The following is a 26,731-nucleotide window of genomic DNA, read 5'->3' on the forward strand; positions in this document are numbered from 1 at the left end:
GCATGCCCCAAGTCAGGTTTTAAGGAAGCTCAAAGATGAGTGATTCACCAGCGGGCTCCATCCAGGTGCGCGCCTATTTGATGGGTCTGCAAACCCGCATCGTGGAAGCCATGGAGGCGGCGGATGGCGGCCATTTCATCTCTGATTCGTGGGAGAAGGCCCCTGGCGAGCCCCTGCAGGGGCAAGGCATCACACGGATCATCGAGGGTGGGGCACTGTTAGAGCGCGGCGGTTGCGGGTTTTCGCATGTGCGAGGGCCGAAACTCCCGCCCAGCGCCACCCAGCACCGGCCGGAGTTGGCTGGCGCCCCGTTTGAGGCCATGGGCGTGTCTTTGGTGTTTCACCCGCGCAACCCCTATGTGCCCACCGTGCACATGAACGTGCGCATGATTGCAGCCAAAAATCCCCAAGGCGAAGAGGTGTGCTGGTTTGGCGGCGGTATGGATCTCACGCCCTATTACGGTTTTGAGGACGATGCGGTGCATTTCCACCGCACCTGTAAAGTGTCATTGGCGGATTTTGGAGACGACAAATACCCGCGCTTCAAAAAGTGGTGTGATGACTATTTCTTCCTGAAGCACCGCAACGAGCCACGCGGAATTGGTGGGGTGTTTTTTGATGACTTCTCCGAACTGGGCCCGGTTCGCAGTTTTGAGCTCTTGCAGTCGGTAGGTGACGCTTTCCTGAAGGCGTATTTGCCCATCGTGGAGCGTCGCAGGCACATGGCGTACACCCAGCGTCAGCGTGATTTCCAGCTGTATCGCAGGGGCCGCTATGTCGAGTTCAATTTGGTATGGGACCGCGGCACCCATTTCGGCTTGCAATCGGGGGGACGCACCGAGTCGATTCTGCTGTCCATGCCTCCACACGCAACCTGGGCTTACCAGCAAGTGCCGGAAGCCGGGTCGCCCGAAGAGGCGTTGACCCGCCATTTTCTTACCGCACGGGAGTGGGTTTGACGGGTGAAGGCGCTCCGCTGCGAATCGGTGTTTTCGGTGGGGCGTTTGATCCGCCACACCCGGGGCATACGGCCCTTGCACAAAGTGCCATTAGCCAGCTGGGCTTGCAGCGCTTGGTCGTGGTTCCAACGGGGTTTGCGTGGCACAAGGCACGGCCGCTCACCGACGCCAAGCACCGGCTGCGAATGGCGAAATTGGCGTTCAGCTCAGTGCCCGGCACGGACGTAGACCCACGCGAAACCTTGCGCGACGGGCCGAGTTATACGGTGGACACCCTGCGCGAGCTCCAAGCAGAAAACCCGGGTGCCCAGCTGTACTTGCTGATCGGGGAGGACCAGGCCCAGCGGCTCAGAACTTGGCACCATTGGGAGCAACTGCCGGCACTTGCTATAATTTGTGTAGCTGCTCGCGCAGATTCATCGGGCGCCTATGGCCGTTTTGATGACCTCGCCAACGACATCCCCTGCCTGACTGTGCTGCAAATGCCTCCCATGGCAGTCAGCGCCACCGACATCCGACAACGCGTCGCCTCGGGCAAAAGCATTGCTCCACTGGTTTTTGAGCCGGTTGCGCGTTATATTGACCAACACCTTCTTTACCGATCCGACTGATGACTACTTCCACCGTTGCCAAAAACACCCAAAAACTCCAACGTGCCGTCGTCGATGGTCTGGAAGATGTGAAGGCCCAAGATATTGTGGTGTTCGACACTGAGCACCTGTCTGCCTTATTTGAGCGCGTGATCATCGCCTCGGGCACCAGCAACCGCCAGACCAAAGCCTTGGCTGCCAGCGTGCGCGATGCGGTGCGCGAAGCCGGTTTTGCCAAGCCCCGAATCGAAGGCGAAGGCAACGGCGAATGGATCATTGTGGATTGCAACCAGGTGGTGGTGCACATCATGCAGCCCAATTTCCGCCAGTACTACCATCTGGAAGAGCTGTGGGGCGAGAAGCCGGTGCGATTGAAGCTGGGTGCCGCCAAGCCGGTGGTGGCCAAGGCCAGCGAAGAAGCCAAGCCCGCCACCAAGAAAGCCGCTGCAAAGGCCGTGGAGCCGAGCATGCGCCGTTCCAGCGCAGCCAAGAAGGGCGTGGAAGAAGCTTTCCCGTCCAAAGCTGCACTGAAGAAGGCTGCAGACAAAGCCGCTGGCGTAAAAGCACCTGCCAAGAAAGCCGCCTCTAAGACCAGCGCTGCAAAGCCTGCCGCAAAACCCGCAGCCAAGGCGGCGGTGAAGACGGTCGTGGTCAAGCCCGAAGTCAAGAAGACCGTCGCCAAAAAAGCAGCAGCCAAGCCCGCTGCCGCCAAAAAGGCGCCTGCGAAGAAAGCCGCTCCTCGTAAAGCCTGAGGTCCTGCGTGAGGTTGGTCATCGTCGCTGTCGGTCAGCGGGTACCGGACTGGGCGCAAACCGCGTGGGACGACTACGCCAAGCGCTTTCCGCATGAACTCAAGGTAGAGCTCAAGGCCATCAAAACGGAGCCGCGCGGCTCTAAAACGGTGGAGCAGCTTTACGCCGCTGAGCGCAAGCGTATTGAGGAAGCGATTCCAAAGGGTGCCCGCATTGTGGCTCTGGATGAGCGGGGCACCAGCATGCGCACAACAGCATTGGCCGATCGCCTCAAAGAATGGCAGTTGGGCGGCACCGATGTGGCCCTGGTTATCGGCGGCCCAGACGGTCTGGACCCCGAGTTTCGCCAGGCAGCGCACGAACGCATACGCCTTTCTGACCTGACTTTGCCCCACGCCATGGTGCGGGTGCTGCTGATTGAGCAGCTCTACCGGGCTTGGTCGGTCAACGCCAATCACCCGTACCACAGGGAATGACCATGAGTGCTCCGGATTTCATTTATCTCGCATCCCAGAGCCCGCGTCGTCGCGAGTTGCTGACCCAGATTGGTGTCGCCCATGAGTTGCTCTTGCCCACCCCGGATGAAGACGCCGAAAGCTTGGAAGTGGTGCTCGAAGGCGACACGCCTTCGGCATATGTGCAGCGGGTGACTGCTCTTAAATTGATAGCTGCTCGCGCACGTTTAGCGGGCGCTAGCGGTCGAAATCGTCCTATTCTTTGTGCTGACACCACTGTCGCCTTGGGTGACACCATCCTTGGCAAGCCAGCGGATGCAGAGGATGCCAAGCGCATGTTGCGCGCCTTGGCAGGCGGAACCCACCGCGTGTTTACCGCAGTGGCGGTGGCATGGGGCGAAAAGACCGCCCAAGCGTGTTCGGAATCGGTAGTGACTTTCTCTGCAATGAGCGAAGACGACATTGCCGCCTACGTGGCCAGTGGCGAGCCCATGGGCAAGGCCGGCGCGTACGGTGTGCAGGGCAGGGCGGCCGCGTTTATTGCGCGCATTGAGGGCTCTTACTCTGGCATCATGGGCCTCCCTTTGTTTGAAACAGCGCAGGCCTTGCGCGAGGTGGGCTTTGCATGCAACAAGACATCCTGATCAACTGGTCCCCGCAAGAAACGCGGGTGGCCATCGTGGAGCACGGTGCGGTGCAGGAACTGCACGTGGAGCGCACGCTGGAGCGCGGGCTGGTGGGCAATGTGTACCTCGGCAAAGTGGCCAGGGTGCTGCCGGGCATGCAGTCAGCGTTTATTGATATCGGCTTGGAGCGGGCTGCCTTTTTACATGTGGCCGATGTGTGGCATCCGCCCGCAGAGGGCGAGTCGCTGAGTGCCTCCCGCGCATCACAGCCCCAGATTCCGATTGAGAAGCAGGTGTTTGAGGGCCAGTCCCTCATGGTGCAGGTCATCAAGGATCCGATTGGCACCAAGGGCGCCCGCCTGTCCACGCAAATCAGCATTGCCGGCCGCCTGCTGGTGTTTCTGCCGCAGGACGACCATATCGGCGTGTCCCAAAAGATTCCTACCGCCCAGCGTGATGAGCTGCGCAGCCGTATGCAAGCGCTTGCTGGCAAAGAAGGTGGCGGCTTCATCTTGCGCACCAATGGCGAAGATGCGTCTGACAAAGAGCTGGGTGACGATATCGCTTACCTGCGCAAGGCATGGGCGCGTATCAAGGACGCTTCTCTGCGTCTGCCGCCGCAGAGTTTGCTGCACCAAGACCTGAACTTGTTGCAGCGCGTGCTGCGCGACTTGGTGGGTGAAACGACGCAGACCATTCGCGTGGATTCGCGCGAGCAGTTTGATGCGCTTAAAACTTTTGGCGCGGAGTTCATGCCCGCAGCAGCCGAGAAGTTGCAGCACTACAAGGGTGAGCGACCTATCTTTGACTTGTATTCGATTGACGAGGAAATCGCCAAAGCGCTGGCGCGACGGGTGGAGCTCAAATCGGGCGGCTACCTGATCGTGGATCAGACCGAGGCACTCACGACGGTGGATGTGAACACGGGCGGCTTTGTCGGTGCGCGCAACTTTGACGACACCATCTTCAAAACCAACCTGGAGGCTTCGCAAGCGATTGCACGCCAACTGCGACTGCGCAATCTGGGTGGCATCATCATTGTCGACTTCATTGACATGGTGCGCGAGGACCATCGTGATGCCGTGTTGGCGGAATTCCGCAAGCAGCTGGGTCGCGATCGGGTGAAGACGATGGCGGGCGGATTCTCACAGCTGGGTCTGGTCGAGATGACACGCAAACGCACCCGTGAATCCCTGGCTCACATGTTGTGTGAACCTTGCCCTACCTGTGAAGGCAAGGGCATCGTCAAAACGCCGCGCAGTGTCGCCTACGACATCTTGCGTGAAATTTTGCGGGAAGCCCGCCAGTTCACCCCCCGTGAATTCCGGGTCGTTGCGTCACCCAAGGTGATTGAGCTCTTGTTAGATGAAGAAAGCCAGCATTTGGCAGGGCTTTCGGAGTTCATCGGCAAACCGGTGTCGCTGCAGAGCGAAGCAGGCATGGCCCAAGAGCAATACGACATTGTGTTGCTGTGATGGTGGTCTGTGACTGAGCGTTTGCGTATCGCGGTGTTGAGCCGCAATTTTTCAGTGACCGGAGGTGGGGCAGAGCGCTATTCCATCTCGGTGGTGGAGCAGCTCGCGCAACAGCATGAAGTGCATGTGTTCGCGCAGACCATTTCGCATGATTTTCCCGGAGTGACCTACCACCAGGTGCCCATGCCGATGGAGCGCCCACGCTGGATCAACCAACTCTACTTCGCCTGGGAAACCTGGCGGGCCACGCGCAGTGGCTTCGATATCGTTCACTCTCACGAGAACACCTGGCATGGGAATGTGCAGACTGTGCATGTGTTGCCGGTTAAGCACACGCTGTTTACCGGGAAGCGAGGCTTTGGCTTGGCTCTGCGCTGGTTGAAAGTGGTGACCAGCCCACGCTTGCTAGCCTATTTGTGGCTGGAAGAGCGGCGCTTTGCATTTGCGTACAAGAAGAAAGTGGTCTGCGCTTCCGCCACATTGAAAGAGGTAGTGGAGCGAGCGTTCCCTGATTCACGCGGAATGCTGGAAGTCATTAGACCGGGTGTGGATGCAGTGCCTGGACCGGCCACTGCAGTGGTCAAGGCCGAAGCACGTCGCGCCTTGGAGTTGCCTGATGATGTTCCAGTACTCCTTTTTGTGGGCAATGATTTTGGCAAGAAGGGGCTCAAAACCCTTTTGGACTCGCTGACCAAGCTTGACAGTGAGGTACAGCTTTTGGTGATAGGCCGGTCTGAGCGCATCAGCGACTATAAGCAACAGGCCACGGCTCTGGGCTTACGCTCGCGGGTGCACTTTAGGGGCAGCTTGAGAGATATGTCTGTGGCCTATAGCGCTGCGGACATGTTGGTGCATCCTACCTTGGAAGACTCTTACGGCATGGTTGTGTTGGAGGCCATGGCGCATGGTTTGCCCGTGGTGGTGAGCGACGCGCCATTCAGCGGAATCGCCAAGGATTTGACGCAGGGTTTGAACGCCACCTTGCTGTCAACACCGACCGATGTCATAGACCTTGCTTCAAAGATACAGGCTCTTTTGGGTGATAGAGAGAAGGCCACTGCACTGGCCACGGGTGGGGTGAACTTCGCTACCGCGAACTCTTGGACCGAGGCCGGGCGGCGCTACAGCACGCTTTTTTCCGGTGTGACGCGTCGGTACAGCCAGCGCTGGTTGGTGCTCTCCCATGCCTTCAATATGGATGGGCGTGCTGCAAGTCAAACGATTACCGATAAGTTACCGCACCTAGAGGCTGCAGGCATAGAGCTGGTTGTTTTGAGCGGTGTCTCGGGTAGCCGTGATCGTCACTACGAGCATTACCAACTCTGGCCGGCAGGGCCGGCAGGAATTCGCTTTGAGTTGCGTCACGTCTTACGCAAGCATCTAGGTTCTCCGTTGATGTACCGGCTGGTGATGTTGCTGCTCTCGCTGCCTTTGTTGCCTTTCATGTTGGTCGAAAAGGTTCTACGTCCGGTGGAGAGCTCTTGGTCTTGGTGGCTATCAGCCTATGTGAAGGGCCGGCTGTTGGCTCGTGACCGGAAGTTCGATCTTATTTATTCGACGGGCGGTGCGTTTGCAGCCCATTTGGCCGGTAACGCCCTAAAGCGAACGCTAGGCGTGCGCTGGTTGGCTGAGGTGCACGATCCATTGGTCATGCCGGGCAGTGAGCCTGTGAGCAAGCAAGAGTTGATGCAGGCCGAAGTAGAGCGCATTATTTGTACCCACGCGGATGTGGCGATTTGGTTCACGGATCAGGCATTAGCAAGTGCTAGGCGCCGTCACCCCCAATTGGGTGAGCGCGGTAAGATGATGTTGCCGGGAATTGATGCGCCATTCAAAGTAATGCCTCCGTATGTGCCGGGCCCGAAGATGGTGATCGGGCATTTCGGGTCCCTGTCTGCGACCCGTAACCTCACCCCCATCATCGGCGCGTTAGAAACCTTGGTGTCCGAGAGCCCCGAGTTGAGAGAGCAGATTGAGCTGCAACTCACTGGTGGGCCACTGGATGAAGTGTCTGAAGCGGCCCTACACAAATCGCCGATCAGAGATATCGTGCGACACCTTGGGCGGATCGAGGCCGACCTAGACACTTGTCTCTCCGGGCGGGCGCAGATTTTGCGCCGCATGCGCAATACGGATGTATTGCTGTTATTGCATGGTACGGAGCCCATTTGTGCCGAGTACATTCCGTCCAAACTGTATGAGTATCTTTGGATGCAACGGCCGATTTTGGCGACGGTATATGGCAATCCTCAAATGTCCGAGTTAATTGGGTGCGCGGGCCAACGTGCTGTCGAGGCTGTACCCGATGCTCCAGCCTCTTGGGATCTTGCGGAATCGGTTCGAGAGTTATCTGTTCGATGGTCGCATTGCACGTTATCTGATAACGGGTTTCACAGTCCCCACACCACCAGTGCAGCTGTTGCCGCAATGATTGGCTGGACTAATGCGCAAAAATAAAGCAGGGATGTTGCTTAGTGCAATATATTTTTGTACGCTGAGGGTTGAACTATGAGTGAGTTAGGGCGTTATCTAGTCGACTATGAGAATCCAGACGCAGGTATTGGTCACTCACTTGGACATGTTAACAACGCGGTGAAAATATGCCTGCGCCATGGGCTTACCTTTGCTTATTCGGACTCTCAAGTCCGGAAATCAAGCAGCACCCAGTGGGTATGGCGGATAAAGCAGTGGATACGTCGAATAACATTTAGGCAAGTCTACGAAACACATAATATTGGCGACGATATCAATGCACTGTTTGGATTTTCCACGCACACCAAAAATCGCAGTGAGATTGAGCTACTTTTGCGTAATAAAAAGCTGAGGCTCGTTCAGCTTCCAGCAACAGCGATTAGTATCCCCTCCAATTGTCAAGACGACGACGAAGCCTATCGCACTGTTGATGAAGCGGTACGAGCCAACCCAGAGGATGGCATCGTTTTTCTTTTACCTGAGAAACGAACAGGCGATTTTGAATATGCAGCCACCAGAGCTTGGTTCAAACGTTGCTATGACGCAGCGGGGCAAGGCGGCTTCCCAGAGCAATATGCCCCCCAGCTATCGGATACCCTGAAGGTCGCAGTTCATGTTCGAAGAGGTGACCTACTGCCTGGTCGGCAATTCGCAGATCTCTCAAAACGTATGCTACCTGACGCGTGGTACCTTCAAATTTTGACGACTATTTTGCAATCCAGTGGCAATAGAGCTCTCTCCGTCTATGTGGTGAGTGAAGGTCTTAACGGTGGCTACTGTTCTGAAAATGGCGTTCCAGTGAATTGGCATGAGTTGTTGCCCCCTGGACGATGCAAGGTTATTGAGTTGATTGATAGTCCGTTCATTGAGTCCTTCCGGGTGTTGACCGGAGCAGATATCCTTGTGGGCTCTAAAAGCGGTATGACGCATTTAGCCGGAATGCTCGGCGGACAAACTAAATTTGTTCCTTCAATGTGGCATTCTTATCGCGGGGCTGATGGTGTGCTTGAGCTGGGGGATGCTCTTGGGCAGGAAGATCTCCAAGAGATAGCCCGCTTAACTTCGGCCTTATGTCTTTCGAACTAGTCCTTCATGAGCCTGTGGCTCAGGATTTTTTGTAGCGACCTCGTCGAGTCGCCCATAAAGCGATTACCAGGCGTTCTATGCGTAGTAGGGGCGTTAGCCAGCCGTTACTGCGATACTGAAATTCTGCATACAGCTCGTAGTTAGCACGAAACGAGATGCCAGGTATTTTTTGGTTAATCTTCTTCATGAAGACTATTGCGTCTTCCCACCGCTGCTTAACCGGCATGGAGTGAGGGACTAAGCTGTTGCCCGTGACAGCCTTTACATATTTGGCTTGAATCGCCTTGAATGAGTTGTTGGCAGTCTCTCTTTTAACAATACTAATTTGGCCGGGGTGCAAACGGTACGTCAACAAGGGGCTTGTGATATTTTTAAACCGCCCACCTTGTGAGGCAATATCACACCATAGACCATAGTCTTCAGCATGTGGGTAGCTCGGGTCGTAGCGGTGTTGGCGAAGTAGTTCAGTGGCCACACTCGTGCTAGGATTGCAGAGCGGACAGTAGATGGTCAGCAAAGCCCTGATATCGCTGTCCGAAAACGCAGATCGTCGGGAGCGACGCCTTCCACTTTTTGTATCCAGAGTGATGTGGAAAGAACCGCACACATCAGCCTCTCCCGAATCCATTGCCTGAAGTTGCTCTTCCAGTCTGCGGGGGTGAGCAATGTCGTCCGCGTCCATGATGGCGGTGTAGCGGCCTTTCGCCGCATCAAACCCCGTTGTTCTCGCAAAGATCAAACCTTGATTTGTATCTAGAGGAATAACGCGAATGCGTGGATCCGTCAGGGCATTCAAATAGGCAAGAGTTCCGTCTTGGGACCCATCGTCCACGATAATCAGTTCAAAATCGCGGAATGTCTGTTGGAGCAAGCTCTGAATGCATTCATCAAGATAAGGTTGAGCGTTATAGGTGCAAAGCACGATGGAAAAAACAGGCGACATAACAGTGAAAAAACGTAAAGTGCTATTCGTCGATGAGTCTGGTGGCGCGTGGCCCTGGAGCAGGCAGATGCAAGAAGTCGGTGACTCGTGGGGACAGACCGACTATTCTTTTGGCACCGATTGTACGGGGGGGTATGACTGGTTGGTGGTGTATTCAGCATGGCCAGATATGCCACTTGTGACTTCCGTGCCCTTGCATCGTCGCATCTTTGTGGCTGGTGAGCCTGAGAGTTTTCACCGCTATCAACCGCGATTCCTTGAACAATTCGGTACGGTGATTACCACCCAGAGCAACACAAAACACCCTGGAGCCATTCTGATGCAACCAGGCATTAATTGGTTCGCGGGTGTCAAGTTTGTTGACGGGATTGAGCGCTTTCGTGCGGAGTTGGATTTCTCTTCGCTAGAAAAACAGAGTCCAGTAAAAACAAAGCTTTGCTCTGTGATTTGCTCAAACAATGCAGTGACAAGCGGTCACCGACAGAGAATCAAGTTTGTCGAGCAGTTAAAGGAGGAGTTTGGAGATCAGATTGATTACTTCGGACGAGGTAGTCGAACCATGGCCGACAAAGACGAGGCCTTAGCCGAGTATCGTTTTCACATAGCCCTCGAAAACTCCATTCACCACAACTATTGGACAGAAAAGCTAGCAGATCCGTTTCTGAGAGATTGTTTCCCGATTTATAGCGGTTGTACCAACGTGGCCGAGTATTTTCCGAAAGGGAGCTATGCCCGCATCGATATTGATCGCCCACGAGAAGCATTCAAGATAATTCAAGAGGTCTTACGAAGCGACTTTGATCAAAAGAGTGTGGAGATGCGTCGAGAGGCTAAGCGTCGTGTAATGTATGAATACAATATTTTTTCTGAATTGGAAAAGCTGTATCCGACTTTAGAGCTATCGGAGGACACGCGAACGCTTGATAACTCGCGCACTCAAACTCGGCTCTATTCAGATCACGAGGCCAAAGACTTTAAACTCAGCCGACGTCTTCGCCAATGGGCCCGCGGCTGTTTTGGAGCGTCAAGCCGCTGAACATTGCCGTTAAGAAAAACAAAAGCTCAATAAAATGGCCGGTACATACTTCGGTGGTCAGATAACTGATTCCGAGCAAGGGAATTGTCCAAACTGCGTATGCTCCCCAAAAATCTGTCCTTTTTCTTGCCCTGAAGTAGCTTGCCACAAGGGGAACACAAACCATTAACAGCCCTGGAATTCCGAAACCCAGTGCGAAATCCAGCCATCCACTGTGGGTTGAACCTCTATTGTTGCCGTCAGGCTTGTGAAAGTCGCTCCACTTTTGGATTGCCAGGGCCCCGAATGAGTGGTCAATGAGCCCGTAGCCCAGGGGATGATCAATCAGTAGTTCGAGTCCGGCTCGTGCCCAAGCTACTCTTTCATAGGTGCTACCGTTCACAGCTATGCCGTTTCCATTGACTGGGAGTGGCGAGGTCTTGTCTTTCCAGTTGTCATGCTCTTCAATTTTGACGCTGGTCTTGTAATCAGCCACCAAATTTGACCAAGCCGGATTTGTATCAAGGTGCTTGTTGATGACGTAACCAAATATCAATACACTTACTAAAGTAAAAGCCCCCAACTTAGGGAGAGAAACTCTAACTCTTGCCAGATTCTTGAGGGCCGCAAAGAAAGCAACACCGAGCAGCAAGGCAAACATCGCGAAACCGTTTTTTGTGTTCGCGAAATAAAACATTAGTAGAGTTGCTAGTAACCCAATAAAGCTATACGCATACCAGACTTGCCGCTCTTTGCCTTGTAGCGCGTCCAGTGCTTTGATGAGCATGACGGAAATTAGAAGCCCACCAAAAATGACCAATGGTGTTTTGCCAAGATAGGGCGTCATGTAAAAATCCGAATGGATCCACTGCCCCGTCTGAAAGCCTTCAAAAATATATCGGACGCAAAATATGCCGGTCGTACCAGCTATGCCCCATATGAGAACCGGTTCCTGTATCTTCTGTAACTTCGGAGAGAGGTGTATCTTAGGGGCACTGAGCACAATGCCAAGAGCGAGACCTATTATCGAAGCCAAGAAATTTCTTAACCAGTCTCCCGTTAGTTCTTTCCATTGCTCGGCCAAGTGATTACTCGGTATCAACAAGTGAAATAAGAGCCAAATGAAAAAATAAAAGAAAAAATAAATCGGCCAAGCTTGGCGTGAATTGAAGATATGACGATTTGGCAGTAATATGAATGCTGCAGCAATAAAACCCGTAAGCAGCATTAAATGACGAGCCCCCATAGTATTCGGCAAGGGCCAAATTGCTAAAAGAATAGCTGCCGAAAAAACTAATACTGTCCCTGATTTTTTTGTGGTGATCATAGTCATGATGCGGTTTACGTGCGTCCCAGTGATCGCCTTAAACGACGGCCAAGTCTGGATGCCAGATTGCCCCCTTCGCTTGGCCAATCCATTTCCCGTTCCCAGGCGGACTGATAAGTCACTCCACAATAAAATTGGGCCAGGTCTTCTTCTACCAAGCCTTCAGCGCGGTCTCTCCGCAGCTGCCAAGCATAGGCGTACATCTTAAAGAACGGCTGTGAAGGCAAAAGCTTGATCGCACCATACTTGAGTAGTGCCTCACCATACCAACGCATTTCAATTGGATGCTCCACGATGAGCTGAGCAAAACTCGTACCGCGCGGTTTAATAAAATTCTCGTCGAGACTCATCCAGACATCACGATGCCATACAGGGCAATTGGGCCCAAAGTTGTAATGCTTGCCAGCTCTTTCAAAAGCCCGCTGAACTTGAACAGATTCTTTATTAAAGTCGTCAATGATTTTTTGCTTGCGCAAGGATGCAGCGGGTAGAAGTATCTCGCGACATTCGTCGACTATCGTGTATGGGGTGTCTGAAGTGTTCAGAAATTCACTCAGATGGAATGGTCTGATGAATTGACAATCCGAGTCCAAACACAAATAGGCTTCTGCAAGTCCTAGGCGCCAAAACTCTGATTTAATAATTTGTTGTGACAGATGCCCCGGGATGGCATTCACCTTGTCCAGGCTGTGCACTGGATTGCTCAGAATTATCTCCTCGTCAGTGATGAGTTTGACACTCAAACCAGAGAGGTATTCCCTAAATATCGGCAGGTCTGCTTGCGGGCAAGAAATATAAAATTGAATTTTATCTACGTTATATTTCTCCACTGTCAGCGCCAAACGCTTTGCACGCTTGACATCGACTCGGTAACTCTTGCAGTAGAGAGCAAATGTAATCACGAGCGGCGGTCCTCGTAAGATGTGGCGATTTTCATGAGAAACTGCAAGGGATTGGTAGCTCTCGCAATCATGATTCGCTTGAGCGTATAAGGGTTGTCTCCCGCTTGAACACGACCACGACGTGTGCTTGTAGCGGATATATAGCCAGCCTCTCGCACCATTTTTTCGTGCTCTGTTTGGAACCAGCCGTAGGGATAGCAGAAATGTCTGACTTCCGTTCCCAACATGTGCTCTAACTCCAATTTGGATTGCGTAATCTGTTTACGCGCCTCATCTTTCGGAAGCTCGGTTAGCTTGGCATGGTTCTGCGTGTGCGAGCCTACATCCATGCCTGCCGCATGCCATGAACGCCAATCTTGTTGGGTCATGAGAGATTTTTCAGCAACCTTCCCAGAGTCCCATGAATTAGTACCGCCAATCATGCGACTCACGCCGTAGCATGTTCCCGTGAAACCATTGGCTTTTAAAATGGGTAAAGCGTAGGTCAGGTTATTTTGGTATCCATCGTCAAAGGTTATACCAACCACTTTGCCCTTTTTCTCACCTCGTAAATAGGGCTCTAGGTCCCGCATGGAAAGACCGGTGTATCCCATCAAACGCAGCATCTTCATTTGCCAATTAAATGAGGATGGTGCCACGATCAACCCTCGCAACATAGTTCCGCGAGGGGGAGGCGCATCGATTTGGTGATACATCAAAATAGGTATCTTCATGTTTGCAACCTCTGGAGACTGGCGTAATAACCGTTCGCTTGCACTAGGCTGGAGTGATTGCCGCGTTCCACAATACGCCCTTGATCCATTACAAGAATCAAATCAGCACCTTCAATCGTGCTCAGTCTGTGGGCAACCACCAATGTCGTTCTGTTGAGCATTAGTGACGCCAAGGCCTCTTGGACCATTCGTTCTGATTCCGTGTCCAGCGCTGATGTCGCCTCGTCAAGAATAAGTATGGCCGCATTCTTCAAGAGCGCGCGTGCGATCGCAATCCGCTGCCGCTGTCCGCCAGAAAGTATCGCTCCGTTTTCCCCTACGGGAGTATCCAAGCCGTAGGGAAGCTTTGAAATAAATTCCCAGGCATGTGCAGCTGTCGCAGCCTCACGCACTTGCGCATCACTAGCCTCAGATGCCTCCCCGAAGCTAATATTGGCTCGTATCGTGTCATTGAGTAAGACAATATCTTGGCTAACCAAGGCAATATTCTTTCGCAGATTCGGCAACGTCAAATTTGCTATGTCCACGCCGTCGATGGTGATTCGCCCCGATATTGGACTGAAAAAGCGCGGAATCAAAGCAGCTAGCGAGCTCTTACCCCCTCCAGAGGCTCCAACCAATGCGACTGTCTGGCCCGGCTTTGCGGTGAAGCTGATATTTTCCAATGCATTTCTTTCGCTTCCCGGGTATTGAAAGCTTACATTCTCGAACGCCAATTCGCCTCTGGCGGCTGCAAGCGATTGCTTTCCAGAGTCGGGTTCTGGTTCTGCATCAAGTACTCCGAACACGCTCTCACACGCGGCAAGGCCTCGTTGCAAGATAGGACTGATGGTTGTGAGTTGCTTAATAGGTGAAATCAATAACAACATCGCGGTGATAAATGAGACAAAGCCACCCGCTGAATCCCCTGCCTGCCCCATAGACCGGCTAAGCGCCATAAAAATGATGAAAGCTATGGCGAACGACGCGGCGATATGGGTAATAGGTGTCAGAGCAGATGCCGGCACAGCTTCGCGCATCATGCTCCGCCGGAAGCTTTCGGTGACACGATGGAATCTGGCTCTTTGTTGCTCTTGCCCGCCGTACACCTTGATTACTCTGTTGGCAGCAGTTGTTTCTTCCACGGTATGGGCGATCGCACGTAAGGACTCGAGACTGGCCTTGCTCGCTTTCCTGATGCGCTTTCCAAAGCTTTGAATGAGGATCGCGATGATGGGGCCAACCGTCAAGGTAACCAGAGTGAGCCTCCAGTCTAGGTAAAGCAGGTAGCTGAGAAGCGCGATGGCGGTTAACGACTCTCTCAATGCAGTCACCAAAACATTGGTTGCCGCTTGGTTGATGTTGTCCACGTCGTAGAGCAAACGCGATATCCAGCGAGACGCCGGCTCAGACTGGAAAACCTGCGTTGGCGCACTCAAGAGCTTGTCAAACATGGCGCGTCGCAGATCGACAACCAAACGCGTCGACACCCACGTCATCAGGTAGTTCGTAACAAAAGACAAAAGGCCACGTACGACGAACAGCAGCACAATGCTCGCCGGAATAAGCCACACCATTTTTTTGTCTGCTGTTTGAAACCCTGAGTCCAGCAGGTACTTCATGATGGCGGGAAACATTGGCTCCGTTGCCGCAGTGCACACCATGCAAGCTACAGCGATCGAAAAGGCTTTCCAGTAGGGCTTCAGAAAGCCCATCAGCCGGATGTAGAGCGCCCGGTCTTCCTTATTCATTGCTAGTCCGATCGCTTGCCGCAGGCGCCTTCCAACGTTCACCTTGCTGAAGTTCAATCGCTTTCACGTACCTAAAGAATGTGCCCTCAAAATTGCCAAGCGCAATGACGAAACCCGCCCAACCATCCAGAAAGCCCTTTTTAAAGAAGAAGTGCTTTACGAATGCCCAAATTCCATGACTGAGTGCGGTAAACATGGTGATCTTCTTGTGCTTGATCTTCTCAGCACCTAGGCTTGAGTATCGATTGGCCTTGTGCATTACCTCCGCCATGTTCTTGAATGGGAACTGCCAAATTTCTTGCACCATATGTCCAATGGGCTTATTCGAATGAAGCACATATCCTTCATGAACAGGCTTCATGTCGTAACTCATGGTTCCTCGACGGAACAACTGCGGCTGACGGTAATTGGGATACCAGCCCGAGTGCTTGATCCACTTTCCCATAAAGTAATTGCGGCGGGGCGTGTGATAAACGTCGAGCGCTTGGGGGCTATTGATGAGCGAATGAATTTCTTGGGCGGCTTGTGGTGTGCAACGTTCATCAGCATCCAGGCTGAAAATCCAGTCCTTGGTACACGCTGCAATGGCTTGGTTGCGCAGGTCGCCAAATCCCTTGAATTCGACTTGGACCACCCGCGCGCCCAGACTCTGGGCCAACTCGGCGGTACCGTCGGTACTATTTGAGTCCACTAGGATGACCTCATCTGCCCAAGAAACACTCTCTATCGCTGGTTGCACTTTTGCCACTTCGTTGTAGGCAATGATGTAGACGGAGATGGTCGGCATGGGGTGATAACATCCAAAAGGTTCGGCCCTCTCCTGAGCATCGACATGCGGTCTGTTTGCGGCTGTACGAGAGGGCGGCTTAGTCTAGTCGAAAATGTCCTGCGCAGACCTTATCTCTATCGTCATCACCACCTACAACCGGAGCGACGCGCTCGCCTGTGTTGTTGGCGCTCTAGAGCATCAGTTTGATAAAAACTTTGAAGTGATCATCGCCGACGATGGATCAACTCCCGGCCATCAAGCGCGAATCCATGAGCTGCAAGCAAGCGCGTCTTTCCCTTTGACCCACGTATGGCACCCTGATGTGGGCTTCACAGCTGCCAAGGCCCGCAACTTGGGTGTCGCAGCTTCTTCAGGAAGTTATTTGATACTTCTCGACGGAGACTGCGTGCCCGAAGTGGATTTCGTCGCCCGGCACCGATCTCTCGCGCAAAAGAATTGCTTTGTAAATGGAAGCAGGGTTCTGCTAAGTGAGGCATTCACGCGCAAGGTCCTAAGCAGCGAAGCCGCAGTGATCGACCAGTCTTGGCCTACTTGGATGGGCCGGCGTGTCCGGGGTGAGAGCAGCAAGCTTGGTGCCAAACTCCGTTTGCCGGATTTTCCATCAAGACTCCAGCGCTCGTTCAAGTGGAAAGCAATCCGCAGTTGCAACATGGCACTATCTAAGTCTGACTACATTGCGGTCAATGGCTTTGATGAAACATTTGTAGGGTGGGGGCACGAAGACGCCGATTTCGTTCTTCGTCTCCATAACGCGGGCTTGTGCCGCAAAAACGGCTTCTGGTCGACTGAGGTCTATCACCTATGGCATCGAGAGAGCAGTCGGGACATGGAAAACGTGAATGCCCGCTTGGTTCGGGAACGAATTTCAACAAAACAAATCAGAGCATCCATTGGTTACCAAGAGAGCCTAGGCGCCTCTGAAGTCCGTGTGACACAGCAACGATAATCTACGTAATGAAAAAATTTTTGGCGTCCTGTATGTTGGGTTTGCTGGCTTTGCAAGCGCAAGCCCAGTTTAGAGTTGAAGTATCCGGAGTTGGTCTGACTCAGATACCGGTTGCGATTTCCAGTTTCCGGGGTGACGATCAGTCGCCCCAAAAGATTGCTGCCATTGTTCAGGCGGACCTGGAGCGTAGCGGGCAATTCAAACCGCTCGATACAGCACCCGGGCTGGATGAGACTGCAAGACCTGATCTGTCCGCCATCCGTCTTCGAGGCGCTGATGCGTTAGTCGCCGGAAGCGTCTCCCGATTGGCCGACGGCCGGTACGACGTGAGGTTCAGGCTGTGGGACACGGTTCGGAATCAGGATCTCGGTGGCCAGAGTCATGCAGTCCCCGCGGGAGATCTGCGACTGACAGCCCACCGGATTGCCGACTTTGTTTACGAACGGCTCACAGGCGATAAAGGGATTTTTTCCACACGACTGACATACGTAACCAAAGCTGGGTCTAACTATCGCCTGTGGGTTGCTGATGCCGACGGAGAGAATGCGCAACCTGCATTCAGTAGCCCAGAGCCAATCATTTCCCCGGCTTGGGCGCCTAATGGAAATCAACTTGCCTATGTTTCATTCGAAGCCCGGAAGCCAGTGGTTTACGTACAAGATATAGATTCCGGCAAACGCAGGTTGGTAGCAAGCTTCAAGGGCTCCAACAGTGCACCGGCATGGGCTCCTGATGGGAGCTCCATCGCATTAACGCTCAGTCGTGACGGCGGCTCGCAACTGTTCGTTATGGATGCCCGTGGCGGAGAGCCACGCCGCCTGATGCAGTCTTCGGCCATCGATACGGAGCCGGTTTACTCCCCGGATGGCAAAAGCATTTATTTCGTCAGCGACCGTGGCGGTGCCCCTCAGATCTACAGGGTGGGTGTGACCGGCGGCAATGCCGAGCGGATTACTTTCTCCGGCAATTACAACATCTCGCCGGCGGTGAGTCCTGATGGAAAGTGGCTTGCCTATATTTCGCGGGTAAGCGGTGCCTTCAAGCTGCACGTCATGGACCTTGCGTCCGGCACCGCAGTGGCCATCACCGATACGACCGCCGACGAGAGTCCTAGCTTTTCGCCGAATAGCAGGATGGTGATTTACGCCACCCTTATGCAAGGAAAAGAGGCCTTGATGACAGCGTCTTTGGACGGCCGTATCAAGGCTCGACTTGCCGGTCAATCCGGTGACATACGGGAGCCCGATTGGGGTCCCGCACAGAAATAAACATTAATTTACTTGGAGAGAGCAGATGAAGAAGTTTGTATTGGTAGTTTCCGTGGCCGCAGTTTTGAGTGCTTGCGGTTCATCCGTGAAGCTGGACAACGTTCCCGTGGAAGACAAAAGCGGTCAGGCGGTTAATGCGGGTGGCATGGCAGCACAAGCCGGCGATGGCTCTGGTGTGTCAAAGAGCGCAGTTGCCAGTGTTGAGCTCGACAAATCCAAACAAGACCCGGCCTTGAGCGCAGCGCAAAGAACCGTCTACTTTGACTATGACAGCTTCGTGATCCGCGCTGAATTTCAGTCCACATTGGAATCACACGCTCGCTATTTGAAAGCCGACAAGTCACGCAAAGTGAACCTGGAAGGCCATACCGATGAGCGCGGTGGACGTGAATACAACCTCGCATTGGGGCAAAAGCGGGCGGACGCAGTGCGCAAAGCGCTGTCCCTGCTGGGCGTTGCGGAATCCCAGATGGAATCCGTCAGTTTCGGCAAAGAGAAACCTGCTGTGACCGGCAATACAGAGGCTGCCCTCGAGAAGAACCGCCGCGCTGAATTCAGCTACCGTTAATGCCGACCATGCGTTTACCGGTTCACCGATTGCGAGCAACAGCCCTGGCCCTGACGATTGTTTGTGGCGTAGGTCCTGCTGCAGCGGGCTTGTTTGACGATGATGAAGCGCGCCGCGCCATCCTCGATTTGCGACAAAAAATCGAGGCCGTGCGCGCCGACTCAGAGCAAAAGTCAGCGGACCTCCAAAGACTGATGGCCGAAGAGTCTGCTCAACTTCGCCGGTCTCTGGTGGAGTTGCAGAATCAGCTAGAGACAAGCCGGGTAGAAAATGCCCGTCTGCGCGGGCAGGTCGAGCAGCTCACCAAGGATGTGGCTGATGTCCAGCGCAAGCAAAAGGACTCTGCCCAGTCTTGGGAAGACCGTTTGCGCAAGCTGGAGCCGATGAAAATCAGCTGGGAAGGCCGTGATTTTCTGGTGGAGGTAGCGGAAAAACGGGACTTTGACGCCGCACTGGCCGTCTTTAGAAAAGGCGACTTCGCGGTTGCCGAGTCTTTGTTTTCGGATTTTTTAATTCGATACACGAACTCCGGCTTCCGTCCGTCGGCTCTTTATTGGACGGGTAGTGCTCAGTACGCGACCAAGGACTACAAGAACGCCCTGACCAACTTCCGCTTGCTGGTCCAACAGTCGCCAGACCACCAGCGTGCGCCTGAGGCACTTTTGGCACTTGCCAATTGTCTTCTTGAGCTAAAAGATGCCAAGGGCGGTAAGAAGACTCTCGAAGAGTTGCTCAGCACTTACCCTTCGTCCGAAGCTGCATCTGCTGCTAAAGATCGTTTGGCTCGGTTGAAGTGACGGTGTCGGTCGATTTATATCCGTCAGCCGTGGATGGTGAGCGTCGGTTTTCAGGACTGGCGCGTCTCTATGGCCAAGAGCCCGCTCGCAGCATCCGAAGCGCGCACGTCGCGGTCATTGGAATCGGTGGGGTAGGGTCCTGGGCTGCGGAGGCGCTTGCTCGTAGCGGTATTGCAGAGCTCACGCTGGTGGATATGGACCATGTGTCTGAGTCGAACATCAACCGGCAATTGCATGCACTCACTGATACCGTTGGCCAGTCAAAGATTTACGCCATGGCAAAGCGCATCGGGCAGATCAATCCAGCCTGCAAATTGCACTTGGTCGATGATTTCGTGACGCAAGACAACTGGCCCGGCATTCTTGGATCCGAGGTGGATGCGGTGATTGATGCTTGCGATCAGGTTCGCGCCAAGACAGCGATCGCGGCATGGGCCCGCCGCCATAAAAAACTGATGATTTCGGTGGGTGCCGCGGGAGGCAAGCGGGCTGCGCATTTGGTGGAAATTGGAGACTTGAGTGTCTGCACCCACGACCCCTTGCTCGCACAACTCCGGTACCGCCTCCGGAAAGAGCATGGAGCGCCGAAAGAAGGAAAGTCCATCGGCGTTTCTTGTGTTTACAGCAAAGAGGCCGTGCGCGGCCCAGATGCCTCCTGCGCCCTAGAAGGCGATGGCACGCTCAATTGCCACGGGTATGGCTCCATGGTCAGCGTGACTGCAACCTTCGGCATGTGTGCTGCCGGATGGATTATTGATAAATTATCCTCAAACAGCGTTTTGACCCAAAAAACCGCGCTATAATTTGAGGCTTCGCAGGGTTCAATAAGTAATTAAAGAACACTGTCGGGACCATAGCTCAGTTGGTAGAGCAGCGGACTTTTAATCCGTTTGTCGTGGGTTCGACCCCCGCTGGTCCCACCAATTTATTGGGAATTTAGCTCAGCTGGTAGAGCAGCGGACTCTTAATCCGTAGGTCGAGAGTTCGAATCTCTCAGTTCCCACCACGCTACAAGTGGATAAAAACCCGCCATTGCGAAATGGCGGGTTTTTTACGTTTGCGAAATGTCATTCGTGAGCGTGGTAACGCACGGGAGAGGGTGTTCAGGCCTCCCCCGCGTGCAGAAGCCTTTACGCTTCGAGTTGCGTTGTCAGCTCCAACCACTGCTCTTCGAGGGTTTGCAGCTCGGCATTGACTGCTTTCAAGCGTTTCCCAGCCTCAGCAATCACGGAAGGGTGGGGGTTGGTAGAAAGCTTGGCCTCCAATTCGGCCCCTTCGGTATTAAGAGTCGCCATTTGGGCTTCTACCTGCGCCAACTCTTTCTTCCATTTCTTGATGCTATCTGCGCTGGGGCCGGCGGGAGCCACGGGCAGGGCAGAGGTAGCAGGTGAGGGGGCAATAGCTCCTGCCTTAGCTTCCTCTTTGGCAAGCTCGCGCTGGCGCTTGGCTTCGTCCAGCAAATAGCGCTGGTAATCGTCCAGGTCGCCGTCAAACGGCTCCACACCACCGCGCGACACCATCCAAAACTCATCGCAAACCGATCGAAGAAGCGCACGGTCGTGGCTGACCAGCATCACAGTGCCTTCAAACTCATTCAGTGCCATCGCAAGCGCTTCACGGGTCGCCAGATCCAAGTGGTTGGTTGGCTCATCCAGCAACAAGAGGTTGGGGCGCTGCCAAACGATCATGCACAGCACAAGGCGCGCTTTTTCGCCCCCGCTCATGCTGCCGACCGACTGTTTCACCATGTCGCCGCTGAAATTGAAGGTACCGAGAAAGCTGCGCAGATCCTGCTCACGGGTTTGTTGGCCGGCAATTTTTCCGGCGGCCGTCATATCTTTGACCAAGCGGATCATGTGTTCCAGTGGCGTCTCGTCCGGCCGCAACACATCCAGTTCCTGCTGCGCAAAGTAGCCAATATTCAGGCCTTTGCCTTCAGTGACTTCACCGCCAAGGGTTTTAAGGTCCCGCGCAACCGTTTTTACCAAGGTCGACTTGCCTTGGCCGTTTGCGCCCAAGATACCAATACGTTGGCCCGCGAGCACCGATTTGCTGACGTTATGCACGATCACCGTGGAGGGCGTGCCTTTGGGGGCATCTTCAGGGGGCGGGTAGCCGAAATTCACCCCCTGCATGGACAGCATGGGGTTAGGCAGATTCGCCGGCTCTTTGAACTCAAAACTGAAGTCCGCCTCCGAGAGCAAGGGTGCGATTTTCTCCATCCGGTCCAAGGCCTTGACCCGGCTCTGGGCCTGCTTGGCTTTGCTGGCCTTGGCCTTGAAACGGGCAATGAACTTCTGCAGGTGGGCAATCTTGTCTTGCTGTTTGGAGAAGGCGTTTTGCTGCAGTTCCATTTGTTCGGCGCGCATATCTTCAAACTTGCTGTAGTTGCCACCGTAACGCACCAGCTTGCCCATGTCGATGTGCAGCGTGACATTGGTCACCGCATCCAAAAACTCCCGATCGTGGCTGATAACGACCATGGTGCCTTCGTACTTTTTAAGCCATGCTTCCAGCCATACCAAGGCATCCAAATCCAAGTGGTTGGTAGGCTCGTCCAGCAGCAACAGGTCACTCGGGCACATCAGTGCGCGTGCCAACTGCAACCGCATCCGCCAGCCACCCGAAAAGCTGTTCACCGGCTTGTCGAGTTCGGTCGTTTTGAAGCCGAGGCCCAAAATCAATGCTTGTGCGCGGGCCGCCGCATCGTACTCACCCGCATCGTGGAGCGCTGTGTAGGCATTTGCCATGCGCTCGTAATCATCGGTTGCCTCAGCAGCCGTCACCTCAGCGCGTGCAGCCCCCAGTTGCGTGTCACCCTCGATCACAAAGTCGGTGGCGCCTTGTTCGGTTTCAGGCATGTCCTGCGCCACCTGACCCATGCGCCACTGGGCAGGAATGTAGTACTCGCCGGCATCCTCATGCAGGTTGCCATTGAGCAGGGCAAACAGGCTCGACTTACCGGCCCCATTGCGACCGACCAGGCCGACTTTCTCGCCCGGATTCAGGGCGACAGAGGCGCCTTCGAGCAACACCTTGGCGCTGCGGCGCAAGGTGACATTTTTAAGAGTAATCATGATGTGAACGCGGCGCTAGCCGCAGATAGTGGCCCCGCTTGTGGCGGGCAATGGTTTGTCAGCCCCGACACGGGGCTGATCAATTCAGAGAAAAAGTTCAGTGTGTCTGCATGCGCTGCAAAGCGTCATAGGTCACCAGTAACACCTGGTCTTCACCTGCGCTTGTTTCGAGCCAGACGACTTCAAGATCCGGGAAAGCGGCTTCAAAAAACTCCCGCTCATTGCCGATTTCCAGTACCAGCACCCCATCCTCAGACAATTTCGCGCACACGCTGCTCAAAAGAGTGCGGACAAAGTCCATGCCATCACCACTACCACCGGCTTGGTTACCGTCCAGGGCAATAAAGGGCTCGGCTTTGTATTCGGCAGGCAGCGCGGCCATGCTTTGGGCATTGACATACGGTGGGTTGCACAGAATCAGGTCAAACGTGTCGTGCACCGCGTCCAAACCGTCGGACTGCACCAGTGTGATGCGCTCTTGCATTGCGTGTTTGTCGACATTGATGCGTGCGACTGCCAAGGCATCTGCCGAAATGTCGGCGGCGGTTACCACCACATCGGGGTACACCATCGCCGCCAGAATACCTAGGCTGCCATTGCCGGTGCACAAATCCAGCACTTTGTGAGTGCTTTCCAAAAGCCAGTAGTCGATACCGCCGTCCACCAGCAGCTCTGCAATCAGCGAGCGCGGAACAATCACGCGCTCGTCGACGTAAAACGGCACACCCTGCAACCACGCCTCGCGGGTCAGGTAGGCAGCAGGCTTGCGCGTGCTGATGCGCGCTCCTAAAAGCGTAGCGGCTTGCGCATATTCTTCGGGGGCTACCGGCCGTTTTGATGCTTCATCATCGGGTCCCAGCGGGGTATCCAGCGGCAGGTTCAGGGCATGCAACACCAGCCAAGCTGCTTCGTCTGCCGCGTTGGTAGTGCCATGCCCGAAGGACACGCCGGCCTCCTCAAGTCGCTGCTTGGATTCCGCAACCAGTGCTAACAAGTTCATGCCGCACCCGCCTTGTTCAGGTTCTCGAGCACACGGCGGTAAATGTTTTTAAGCGGCTCGATATCTGCAACCTTCACATGCTCGTTGATTTTGTGGATGGTGGCGTTTGGCGGGCCGACTTCGACGACTTGGGCGCACACCTGGGCGATGAACCGCCCGTCACTGGTGCCGCCGGTGGTTGAGAGTTGGGTCTCGATACCGGTCTCCGCCCGGATGGCATCACGCACCGCATCCACCAGCGGGCCGGGTGTCGTCAGGAATGGCAGGCCGCCTATGGTCCAGACGAGGTTGTAGTCGAGCTCGTGCTTGGCCAACACGCTGGCTAATCGCTTTTGCAAGCTCTCCGGCGTGGATTCAGTCGAAAAACGGAAATTGAAGTCAATCACCACATGACCGGGGATGACATTGCTCGCGCCAGTTCCGCCGTGAATATTGCTCACCTGCCAGGTTGTGGCCGGGAAGTAGTCATTGCCCTTGTCCCATTCGATGCCTACCAACTCGGCCAGGGCAGGGGCTGCCAAATGGATGGGATTTTTTGCCAAATGCGGGTAGGCAATATGACCTTGCACGCCTTTGACCGTGAGCTTGCCGCTCATGGTCCCACGGCGACCATTTTTGATCATGTCACCGGTGCGCTCGACCGAGGTGGGTTCACCCACGATGCAGTAGTCCAGCACCTCACCGCGCGCTTGCAGCAATTGGCACATCACCACGGTGCCGTCGAGCGCAGGGCCTTCTTCGTCGCTGGTTAACAGCAACGCGATATTGAGGTCTGGCGCCGGGTGCTCCGCCAAAAACTCTTCAATCGACACCACGAAGGCTGCCAGCGAGGTTTTCATGTCGCTCGCGCCACGGCCGAACAACTTGCCATCGCGGTGGCTGGGTACAAAGGCGGGGCTGTCCCATTGGGTTTGCGGCCCGGTGGGAACCACGTCCGTGTGCCCGGCGAACACCAGCGTTTTTGCTATAGTTTTGCTAGCTGCTTGCACTTTAGCTGTGGGGCCTGCAGGTCGTTTTGCCCATAAATTGGTGACCCGGAAGTCATCGGGGCCGCTCTCTACGGTTTCACACACAAAGCCCAATGGGCGCAGTCGTTCGGCGATCAAGGCCTGGCAGCCACCGTCGGAAGGCGTCACCGACGCCATGGATATCAGTTGCTCGGTGAGCTGCAGGGTTCTCGTCATCAGTGTTTTACATCCAGGGTAATTTCGGTGAAAGACGCTTCATCGTCTTCCTCCGGCAAGGCGGCGCTCTGCGCGGCCTTGGTGAAGTCGTTTTGCAAACGCCACATCAGGTTGGTGGGCGAGTCGGCATGGGCCAAGCCTTCTTTGCGATCTACCACGCCGTCTTGGATCAAGCGCGCAATGTCTGCTTCGAAGGTTTGAGAGCCCTCGGCCATCGACTGCTCCATCGCTTCGCGCACCGCCGAGAAGTCACCTTTTTCAATCATTTCGGCTACCAGCTTGGTATTGAGCAATACCTCTGCTGCGGGCGCGCGTAAGCCCGAGGTCGTGCGCATCAAGCGCTGAGACACAATCGCGCGCAAGGCTGTGGCCAGATCACCCAGCATGGTGGGGCGGACTTCTACCGGGTAGAAGCTCAAAATTCGGTTCAGCGCTTGGTAGCTGTTGTTGGCATGCATCGTGGCCAGGCACAAGTGCCCCGACTGCGCGTAGGCAATCGCAGCTGACATGGTTTCCTGGTCGCGGATTTCACCGATCAAAATCACGTCCGGCGCCTGGCGCAGCGCATTCTTCAGGGCAACTTGCAAAGACTCGGTATCGGTTCCAACCTCCCGCTGGTTGACCACCGACTTCTTGTTTCGGAACAAAAACTCCACTGGGTCTTCAATCGTCAGAATATGGCCTGACACATTTTCATTGCGGTGATCCAGCATGGAGGCGAGGGTGGTGCTTTTGCCGGCACCGGTGGCACCCACCATCAGCAACAAGCCCCGCTTTTCCATGATCAAGTCGGCCAAAACCGGCGGCAGTTGCAGGCTGTGCAGCGGGGGCACATCCACGCTGATGTAGCGGATGACTGCCGCAATGGTGCCGCGCTGGCGCATGGCACTTACGCGGAACCGACCCACTCCGGGAATCGGGAAACCGATGTTGAGCTCGCCGGTTCGCTCCAATTCAGCAATCTGCTGCGGTTGCAACACTTCCGCCAGCAGGTTTTTGGGCGCATCAGAAGGCAAGGTTTGGCTATTGATCGGGACGCATTGCCCGTTGATTTTGATGAGCGCCGGCGCATGCGCCGAGAGGTAGACGTCGGACGCCTTCTTCTCACTCATCAGGCGCAGGATGCGCTCCATCGTGCCAACGGGTTGCGCGGTGCCGGTCGTGGCCATAGTTGCCTTCCGTGGAATGCGCTTAGTCGCGCAACAGGTCGTTCAAGCTGGTCGTGGAGCGTGTTTTGGCATCGACCTTTTTCACAATAATCGCGGCATACATGCTGTATTTGCCGTCACCCTTGGGCAGGTTGCCGCTCACCACCACCGAGCCGGCAGGCACGCGGCCGTAGCTCACAGTGTCTGTGGCGCGGTCATAAATCGGAGTGCTTTGGCCGATGTACACGCCCATCGAGATCACCGAGTTTTCCTCGACGATCACGCCCTCGACCACCTCGGAGCGCGCGCCCACAAAGCAATTGTCTTCAATGATCGTCGGGCCCGCTTGCATCGGTTCCAAAACGCCACCAATGCCGACACCACCGGACAGGTGCACGTTTTTACCGATCTGAGCACAAGAGCCCACCGTGGCCCATGTATCGACCATGGTGCCCTCATCCACATAAGAGCCGATGTTGCAATACGACGGCATCAGGATCACGCCCTTGCCCTGGAAACTGCCGCGACGTGCGACCGCTGGAGGCACCACGCGGACACCGGTCGCCTTCATGGCTTCAGCGCTCATGCCGGCGAATTTGGTAGGTACCTTGTCATAGAAGCCGAGGTCGCCGGATTGGACAATTTCGTTGTCTTTGAGGCGGAAGCTCAGCAACACCGCCTTTTTGATCCACTGGTGGGTGGTCCACTGGCCCACGCCTTCACGGGTAGCCACACGCAGGCGACCCGCATCGAGTTCATTCAGGACATGTTCCACGGCATCGCGGACTTCAGCAGGGGCAGAGGCCACAGAGATATTCGCGCGGTCTTCCCACGCAGCTTCGATCACGGTTTGGAGTTGTTGTGTCATGGTGTTTTCAGGAGTTAAAGGGGGAGGGGGCCGCGCGGTG

Annotated in this window: 25 protein-coding genes and 2 tRNA genes; 16 read left to right on the forward strand and 11 right to left on the reverse strand. The window is 54.8% G+C overall.

Features of this window, described 5'->3' with window-relative positions:
- Window positions 1–35 precede the first annotated feature (35 nt).
- The 8 genes from hemF to RAE21_RS05860 are packed head-to-tail and all read left to right on the forward strand — an operon-like array spanning window position 36 to window position 8,415.
- A complete protein-coding gene (gene hemF, locus RAE21_RS05825) occupies window positions 36–959 on the forward strand; it encodes an oxygen-dependent coproporphyrinogen oxidase (protein ID WP_313880542.1) in 924 nt (307 codons plus the stop codon).
- The gene (gene nadD, locus RAE21_RS05830; protein WP_428983986.1) at window positions 950–1,570 is read left to right on the forward strand and encodes a nicotinate (nicotinamide) nucleotide adenylyltransferase; all 621 of its coding nucleotides are present in this window, start codon (window positions 950–952) and stop codon (window positions 1,568–1,570) included. Before hemF ends, nadD begins: the two co-directional genes overlap by 10 nt.
- Entirely contained in the window at window positions 1,570–2,301 is a 732-nt protein-coding gene (gene rsfS, locus RAE21_RS05835) for a ribosome silencing factor (RefSeq protein WP_313880544.1), read from the forward strand. Before nadD ends, rsfS begins: the two co-directional genes overlap by 1 nt.
- Window positions 2,302–2,309: 8 nt before the next feature.
- Window positions 2,310–2,777, forward strand: a complete 468-nt coding sequence (gene rlmH, locus RAE21_RS05840; protein WP_313880545.1) for a 23S rRNA (pseudouridine(1915)-N(3))-methyltransferase RlmH — start codon at window positions 2,310–2,312, stop codon at window positions 2,775–2,777.
- Between the two features lie 2 nt (window positions 2,778–2,779).
- Window positions 2,780–3,400, forward strand: a complete 621-nt coding sequence (locus RAE21_RS05845; protein ID WP_313880546.1) for a Maf family protein — start codon at window positions 2,780–2,782, stop codon at window positions 3,398–3,400.
- A complete protein-coding gene (gene rng / locus RAE21_RS05850; protein ID WP_313880547.1) occupies window positions 3,382–4,857 on the forward strand; it encodes a ribonuclease G in 1,476 nt (491 codons plus the stop codon). The genes RAE21_RS05845 and rng overlap by 19 nt, the downstream gene beginning before the upstream one ends.
- A 9-nt stretch (window positions 4,858–4,866) precedes the next feature.
- Window positions 4,867–7,314, forward strand: a complete 2,448-nt coding sequence (locus RAE21_RS05855) for a glycosyltransferase family 4 protein (RefSeq protein ID WP_313880548.1) — start codon at window positions 4,867–4,869, stop codon at window positions 7,312–7,314.
- Between the two features lie 51 nt (window positions 7,315–7,365).
- Window positions 7,366–8,415, forward strand: a complete 1,050-nt coding sequence (locus RAE21_RS05860; RefSeq protein WP_313880549.1) for a hypothetical protein — start codon at window positions 7,366–7,368, stop codon at window positions 8,413–8,415.
- 19 nt (window positions 8,416–8,434) lie between these two features.
- Here RAE21_RS05860 and RAE21_RS05865 read toward each other — a convergent pair whose 3' ends face one another.
- On the reverse strand, window positions 8,435–9,358 hold the full coding sequence (locus tag RAE21_RS05865; RefSeq protein ID WP_313880550.1) for a glycosyltransferase family 2 protein: 924 nt from the start codon (window positions 9,356–9,358) through the stop codon (window positions 8,435–8,437).
- Between RAE21_RS05865 and RAE21_RS05870 the strand changes: the two genes are divergently transcribed.
- Complete coding sequence (locus RAE21_RS05870) at window positions 9,339–10,394, forward strand: glycosyltransferase family 10 domain-containing protein (RefSeq protein ID WP_313880551.1); 1,056 nt, start codon at window positions 9,339–9,341, stop codon at window positions 10,392–10,394. The two genes, RAE21_RS05865 and RAE21_RS05870, sit on opposite strands and share 20 nt — an antisense overlap.
- Here RAE21_RS05870 and RAE21_RS05875 read toward each other — a convergent pair.
- The 5 genes from RAE21_RS05875 to RAE21_RS05895 are packed head-to-tail and all read right to left on the reverse strand — an operon-like array spanning window position 10,339 to window position 15,832.
- Window positions 10,339–11,706 carry an O-antigen ligase family protein gene (locus tag RAE21_RS05875; RefSeq protein WP_313880552.1) on the reverse strand — a complete coding sequence of 456 codons (1,368 nt, stop codon included), beginning with the start codon at window positions 11,704–11,706 and terminating at the stop codon, window positions 10,339–10,341. The genes RAE21_RS05870 and RAE21_RS05875 overlap by 56 nt on opposite strands.
- 8 nt (window positions 11,707–11,714) lie before the next feature.
- Window positions 11,715–12,602, reverse strand: coding sequence for a DUF6492 family protein (locus tag RAE21_RS05880; protein WP_313880553.1), 888 nt, complete (start codon window positions 12,600–12,602; stop codon window positions 11,715–11,717).
- Window positions 12,599–13,315, reverse strand: a complete 717-nt coding sequence (locus RAE21_RS05885; RefSeq protein WP_313880554.1) for a polysaccharide deacetylase family protein — start codon at window positions 13,313–13,315, stop codon at window positions 12,599–12,601. The genes RAE21_RS05880 and RAE21_RS05885 overlap by 4 nt, the downstream gene beginning before the upstream one ends.
- On the reverse strand, window positions 13,312–15,045 hold the full coding sequence (gene msbA, locus RAE21_RS05890) for a lipid A export permease/ATP-binding protein MsbA (protein ID WP_313880555.1): 1,734 nt from the start codon (window positions 15,043–15,045) through the stop codon (window positions 13,312–13,314). The genes RAE21_RS05885 and msbA overlap by 4 nt, the downstream gene beginning before the upstream one ends.
- On the reverse strand, window positions 15,038–15,832 hold the full coding sequence (locus RAE21_RS05895; protein ID WP_313880556.1) for a glycosyltransferase family 2 protein: 795 nt from the start codon (window positions 15,830–15,832) through the stop codon (window positions 15,038–15,040). Before RAE21_RS05895 ends, msbA begins: the two co-directional genes overlap by 8 nt.
- 94 nt (window positions 15,833–15,926) lie before the next feature.
- On the opposite strand from RAE21_RS05895, the gene RAE21_RS05900 reads away from it, so the two are divergent.
- From RAE21_RS05900 to RAE21_RS05930, 7 genes are all read left to right on the forward strand, one after another.
- Window positions 15,927–16,781, forward strand: a complete 855-nt coding sequence (locus tag RAE21_RS05900; RefSeq protein WP_313880557.1) for a glycosyltransferase family 2 protein — start codon at window positions 15,927–15,929, stop codon at window positions 16,779–16,781.
- An 8-nt stretch (window positions 16,782–16,789) separates the two neighbouring features.
- Window positions 16,790–18,049 carry a Tol-Pal system beta propeller repeat protein TolB gene (gene tolB / locus RAE21_RS05905; RefSeq protein ID WP_313880558.1) on the forward strand — a complete coding sequence of 420 codons (1,260 nt, stop codon included), beginning with the start codon at window positions 16,790–16,792 and terminating at the stop codon, window positions 18,047–18,049.
- A gap of 25 nt (window positions 18,050–18,074) precedes the next feature.
- Complete coding sequence (gene pal / locus RAE21_RS05910) at window positions 18,075–18,617, forward strand: peptidoglycan-associated lipoprotein Pal (protein WP_313880559.1); 543 nt, start codon at window positions 18,075–18,077, stop codon at window positions 18,615–18,617.
- Window positions 18,618–18,706: 89 nt separating this feature from the next.
- Entirely contained in the window at window positions 18,707–19,414 is a 708-nt protein-coding gene (gene ybgF / locus RAE21_RS05915; RefSeq protein ID WP_313880560.1) for a tol-pal system protein YbgF, read from the forward strand.
- Complete coding sequence (locus RAE21_RS05920) at window positions 19,411–20,217, forward strand: tRNA threonylcarbamoyladenosine dehydratase (RefSeq protein ID WP_313880561.1); 807 nt, start codon at window positions 19,411–19,413, stop codon at window positions 20,215–20,217. The genes ybgF and RAE21_RS05920 overlap by 4 nt, the downstream gene beginning before the upstream one ends.
- A 44-nt stretch (window positions 20,218–20,261) precedes the next feature.
- Window positions 20,262–20,337 (forward strand) — tRNA-Lys (locus RAE21_RS05925).
- 7 nt (window positions 20,338–20,344) lie between these two features.
- Window positions 20,345–20,420 (forward strand) — tRNA-Lys (locus RAE21_RS05930).
- Between the two features lie 124 nt (window positions 20,421–20,544).
- Here RAE21_RS05930 and RAE21_RS05935 read toward each other — a convergent pair.
- The 5 genes from RAE21_RS05935 to dapD all read right to left on the reverse strand — a co-directional run bounded on the left by RAE21_RS05935 (window position 20,545) and on the right by dapD (window position 26,691).
- Complete coding sequence (locus RAE21_RS05935) at window positions 20,545–22,491, reverse strand: ABC-F family ATP-binding cassette domain-containing protein (protein WP_313880562.1); 1,947 nt, start codon at window positions 22,489–22,491, stop codon at window positions 20,545–20,547.
- A 97-nt stretch (window positions 22,492–22,588) separates the two neighbouring features.
- Window positions 22,589–23,491 (reverse strand): 50S ribosomal protein L3 N(5)-glutamine methyltransferase, encoded by a 903-nt coding sequence (gene prmB / locus RAE21_RS05940; RefSeq protein WP_313880563.1) that lies wholly within the window; start codon window positions 23,489–23,491, stop codon window positions 22,589–22,591.
- Window positions 23,488–24,675 (reverse strand): succinyl-diaminopimelate desuccinylase, encoded by a 1,188-nt coding sequence (dapE, locus tag RAE21_RS05945; RefSeq protein ID WP_313880564.1) that lies wholly within the window; start codon window positions 24,673–24,675, stop codon window positions 23,488–23,490. Before dapE ends, prmB begins: the two co-directional genes overlap by 4 nt.
- Window positions 24,675–25,844 carry a PilT/PilU family type 4a pilus ATPase gene (locus tag RAE21_RS05950; RefSeq protein WP_313880565.1) on the reverse strand — a complete coding sequence of 390 codons (1,170 nt, stop codon included), beginning with the start codon at window positions 25,842–25,844 and terminating at the stop codon, window positions 24,675–24,677. The genes dapE and RAE21_RS05950 overlap by 1 nt, the downstream gene beginning before the upstream one ends.
- A 22-nt stretch (window positions 25,845–25,866) precedes the next feature.
- Window positions 25,867–26,691 carry a 2,3,4,5-tetrahydropyridine-2,6-dicarboxylate N-succinyltransferase gene (gene dapD, locus RAE21_RS05955; RefSeq protein ID WP_313873071.1) on the reverse strand — a complete coding sequence of 275 codons (825 nt, stop codon included), beginning with the start codon at window positions 26,689–26,691 and terminating at the stop codon, window positions 25,867–25,869.
- Between the last annotated feature and the right edge of the window lie 40 nt (window positions 26,692–26,731).

Source organism: Rhodoferax potami (assembly GCF_032193765.1).
GTDB lineage: Bacteria > Pseudomonadota > Gammaproteobacteria > Burkholderiales > Burkholderiaceae_C > Allorhodoferax > Allorhodoferax potami.

Excerpts from the sequence above, each read along its gene's own strand:
- hemF (WP_313880542.1), top strand. The coding sequence starts at position 36 with ATGAGTGATTCACCAGCGGGCTCCATCCAGGTGCGCGCCTATTTGATG.
- rsfS (WP_313880544.1), top strand. The coding sequence starts at position 1,570 with ATGACTACTTCCACCGTTGCCAAAAACACCCAAAAACTCCAACGTGCC.
- RAE21_RS05845 (WP_313880546.1), top strand. The coding sequence starts at position 2,780 with ATGAGTGCTCCGGATTTCATTTATCTCGCATCCCAGAGCCCGCGTCGT.
- rng (WP_313880547.1), top strand. The coding sequence starts at position 3,382 with ATGCAACAAGACATCCTGATCAACTGGTCCCCGCAAGAAACGCGGGTG.
- RAE21_RS05860 (WP_313880549.1), top strand. The coding sequence starts at position 7,366 with ATGAGTGAGTTAGGGCGTTATCTAGTCGACTATGAGAATCCAGACGCA.
- RAE21_RS05870 (WP_313880551.1), top strand. The coding sequence starts at position 9,339 with ATGGAAAAAACAGGCGACATAACAGTGAAAAAACGTAAAGTGCTATTC.
- RAE21_RS05865 (WP_313880550.1), bottom strand. The coding sequence starts at position 9,358 with ATGTCGCCTGTTTTTTCCATCGTGCTTTGCACCTATAACGCTCAACCT.
- RAE21_RS05875 (WP_313880552.1), bottom strand. The coding sequence starts at position 11,706 with ATGACTATGATCACCACAAAAAAATCAGGGACAGTATTAGTTTTTTCG.
- RAE21_RS05885 (WP_313880554.1), bottom strand. The coding sequence starts at position 13,315 with ATGAAGATACCTATTTTGATGTATCACCAAATCGATGCGCCTCCCCCT.
- msbA (WP_313880555.1), bottom strand. The coding sequence starts at position 15,045 with ATGAATAAGGAAGACCGGGCGCTCTACATCCGGCTGATGGGCTTTCTG.
- RAE21_RS05895 (WP_313880556.1), bottom strand. The coding sequence starts at position 15,832 with ATGCCGACCATCTCCGTCTACATCATTGCCTACAACGAAGTGGCAAAA.
- RAE21_RS05900 (WP_313880557.1), top strand. The coding sequence starts at position 15,927 with ATGTCCTGCGCAGACCTTATCTCTATCGTCATCACCACCTACAACCGG.
- tolB (WP_313880558.1), top strand. The coding sequence starts at position 16,790 with ATGAAAAAATTTTTGGCGTCCTGTATGTTGGGTTTGCTGGCTTTGCAA.
- pal (WP_313880559.1), top strand. The coding sequence starts at position 18,075 with ATGAAGAAGTTTGTATTGGTAGTTTCCGTGGCCGCAGTTTTGAGTGCT.
- RAE21_RS05935 (WP_313880562.1), bottom strand. The coding sequence starts at position 22,491 with ATGATTACTCTTAAAAATGTCACCTTGCGCCGCAGCGCCAAGGTGTTG.
- prmB (WP_313880563.1), bottom strand. The coding sequence starts at position 23,491 with ATGAACTTGTTAGCACTGGTTGCGGAATCCAAGCAGCGACTTGAGGAG.
- dapE (WP_313880564.1), bottom strand. The coding sequence starts at position 24,675 with ATGACGAGAACCCTGCAGCTCACCGAGCAACTGATATCCATGGCGTCG.
- RAE21_RS05950 (WP_313880565.1), bottom strand. The coding sequence starts at position 25,844 with ATGGCCACGACCGGCACCGCGCAACCCGTTGGCACGATGGAGCGCATC.
- dapD (WP_313873071.1), bottom strand. The coding sequence starts at position 26,691 with ATGACACAACAACTCCAAACCGTGATCGAAGCTGCGTGGGAAGACCGC.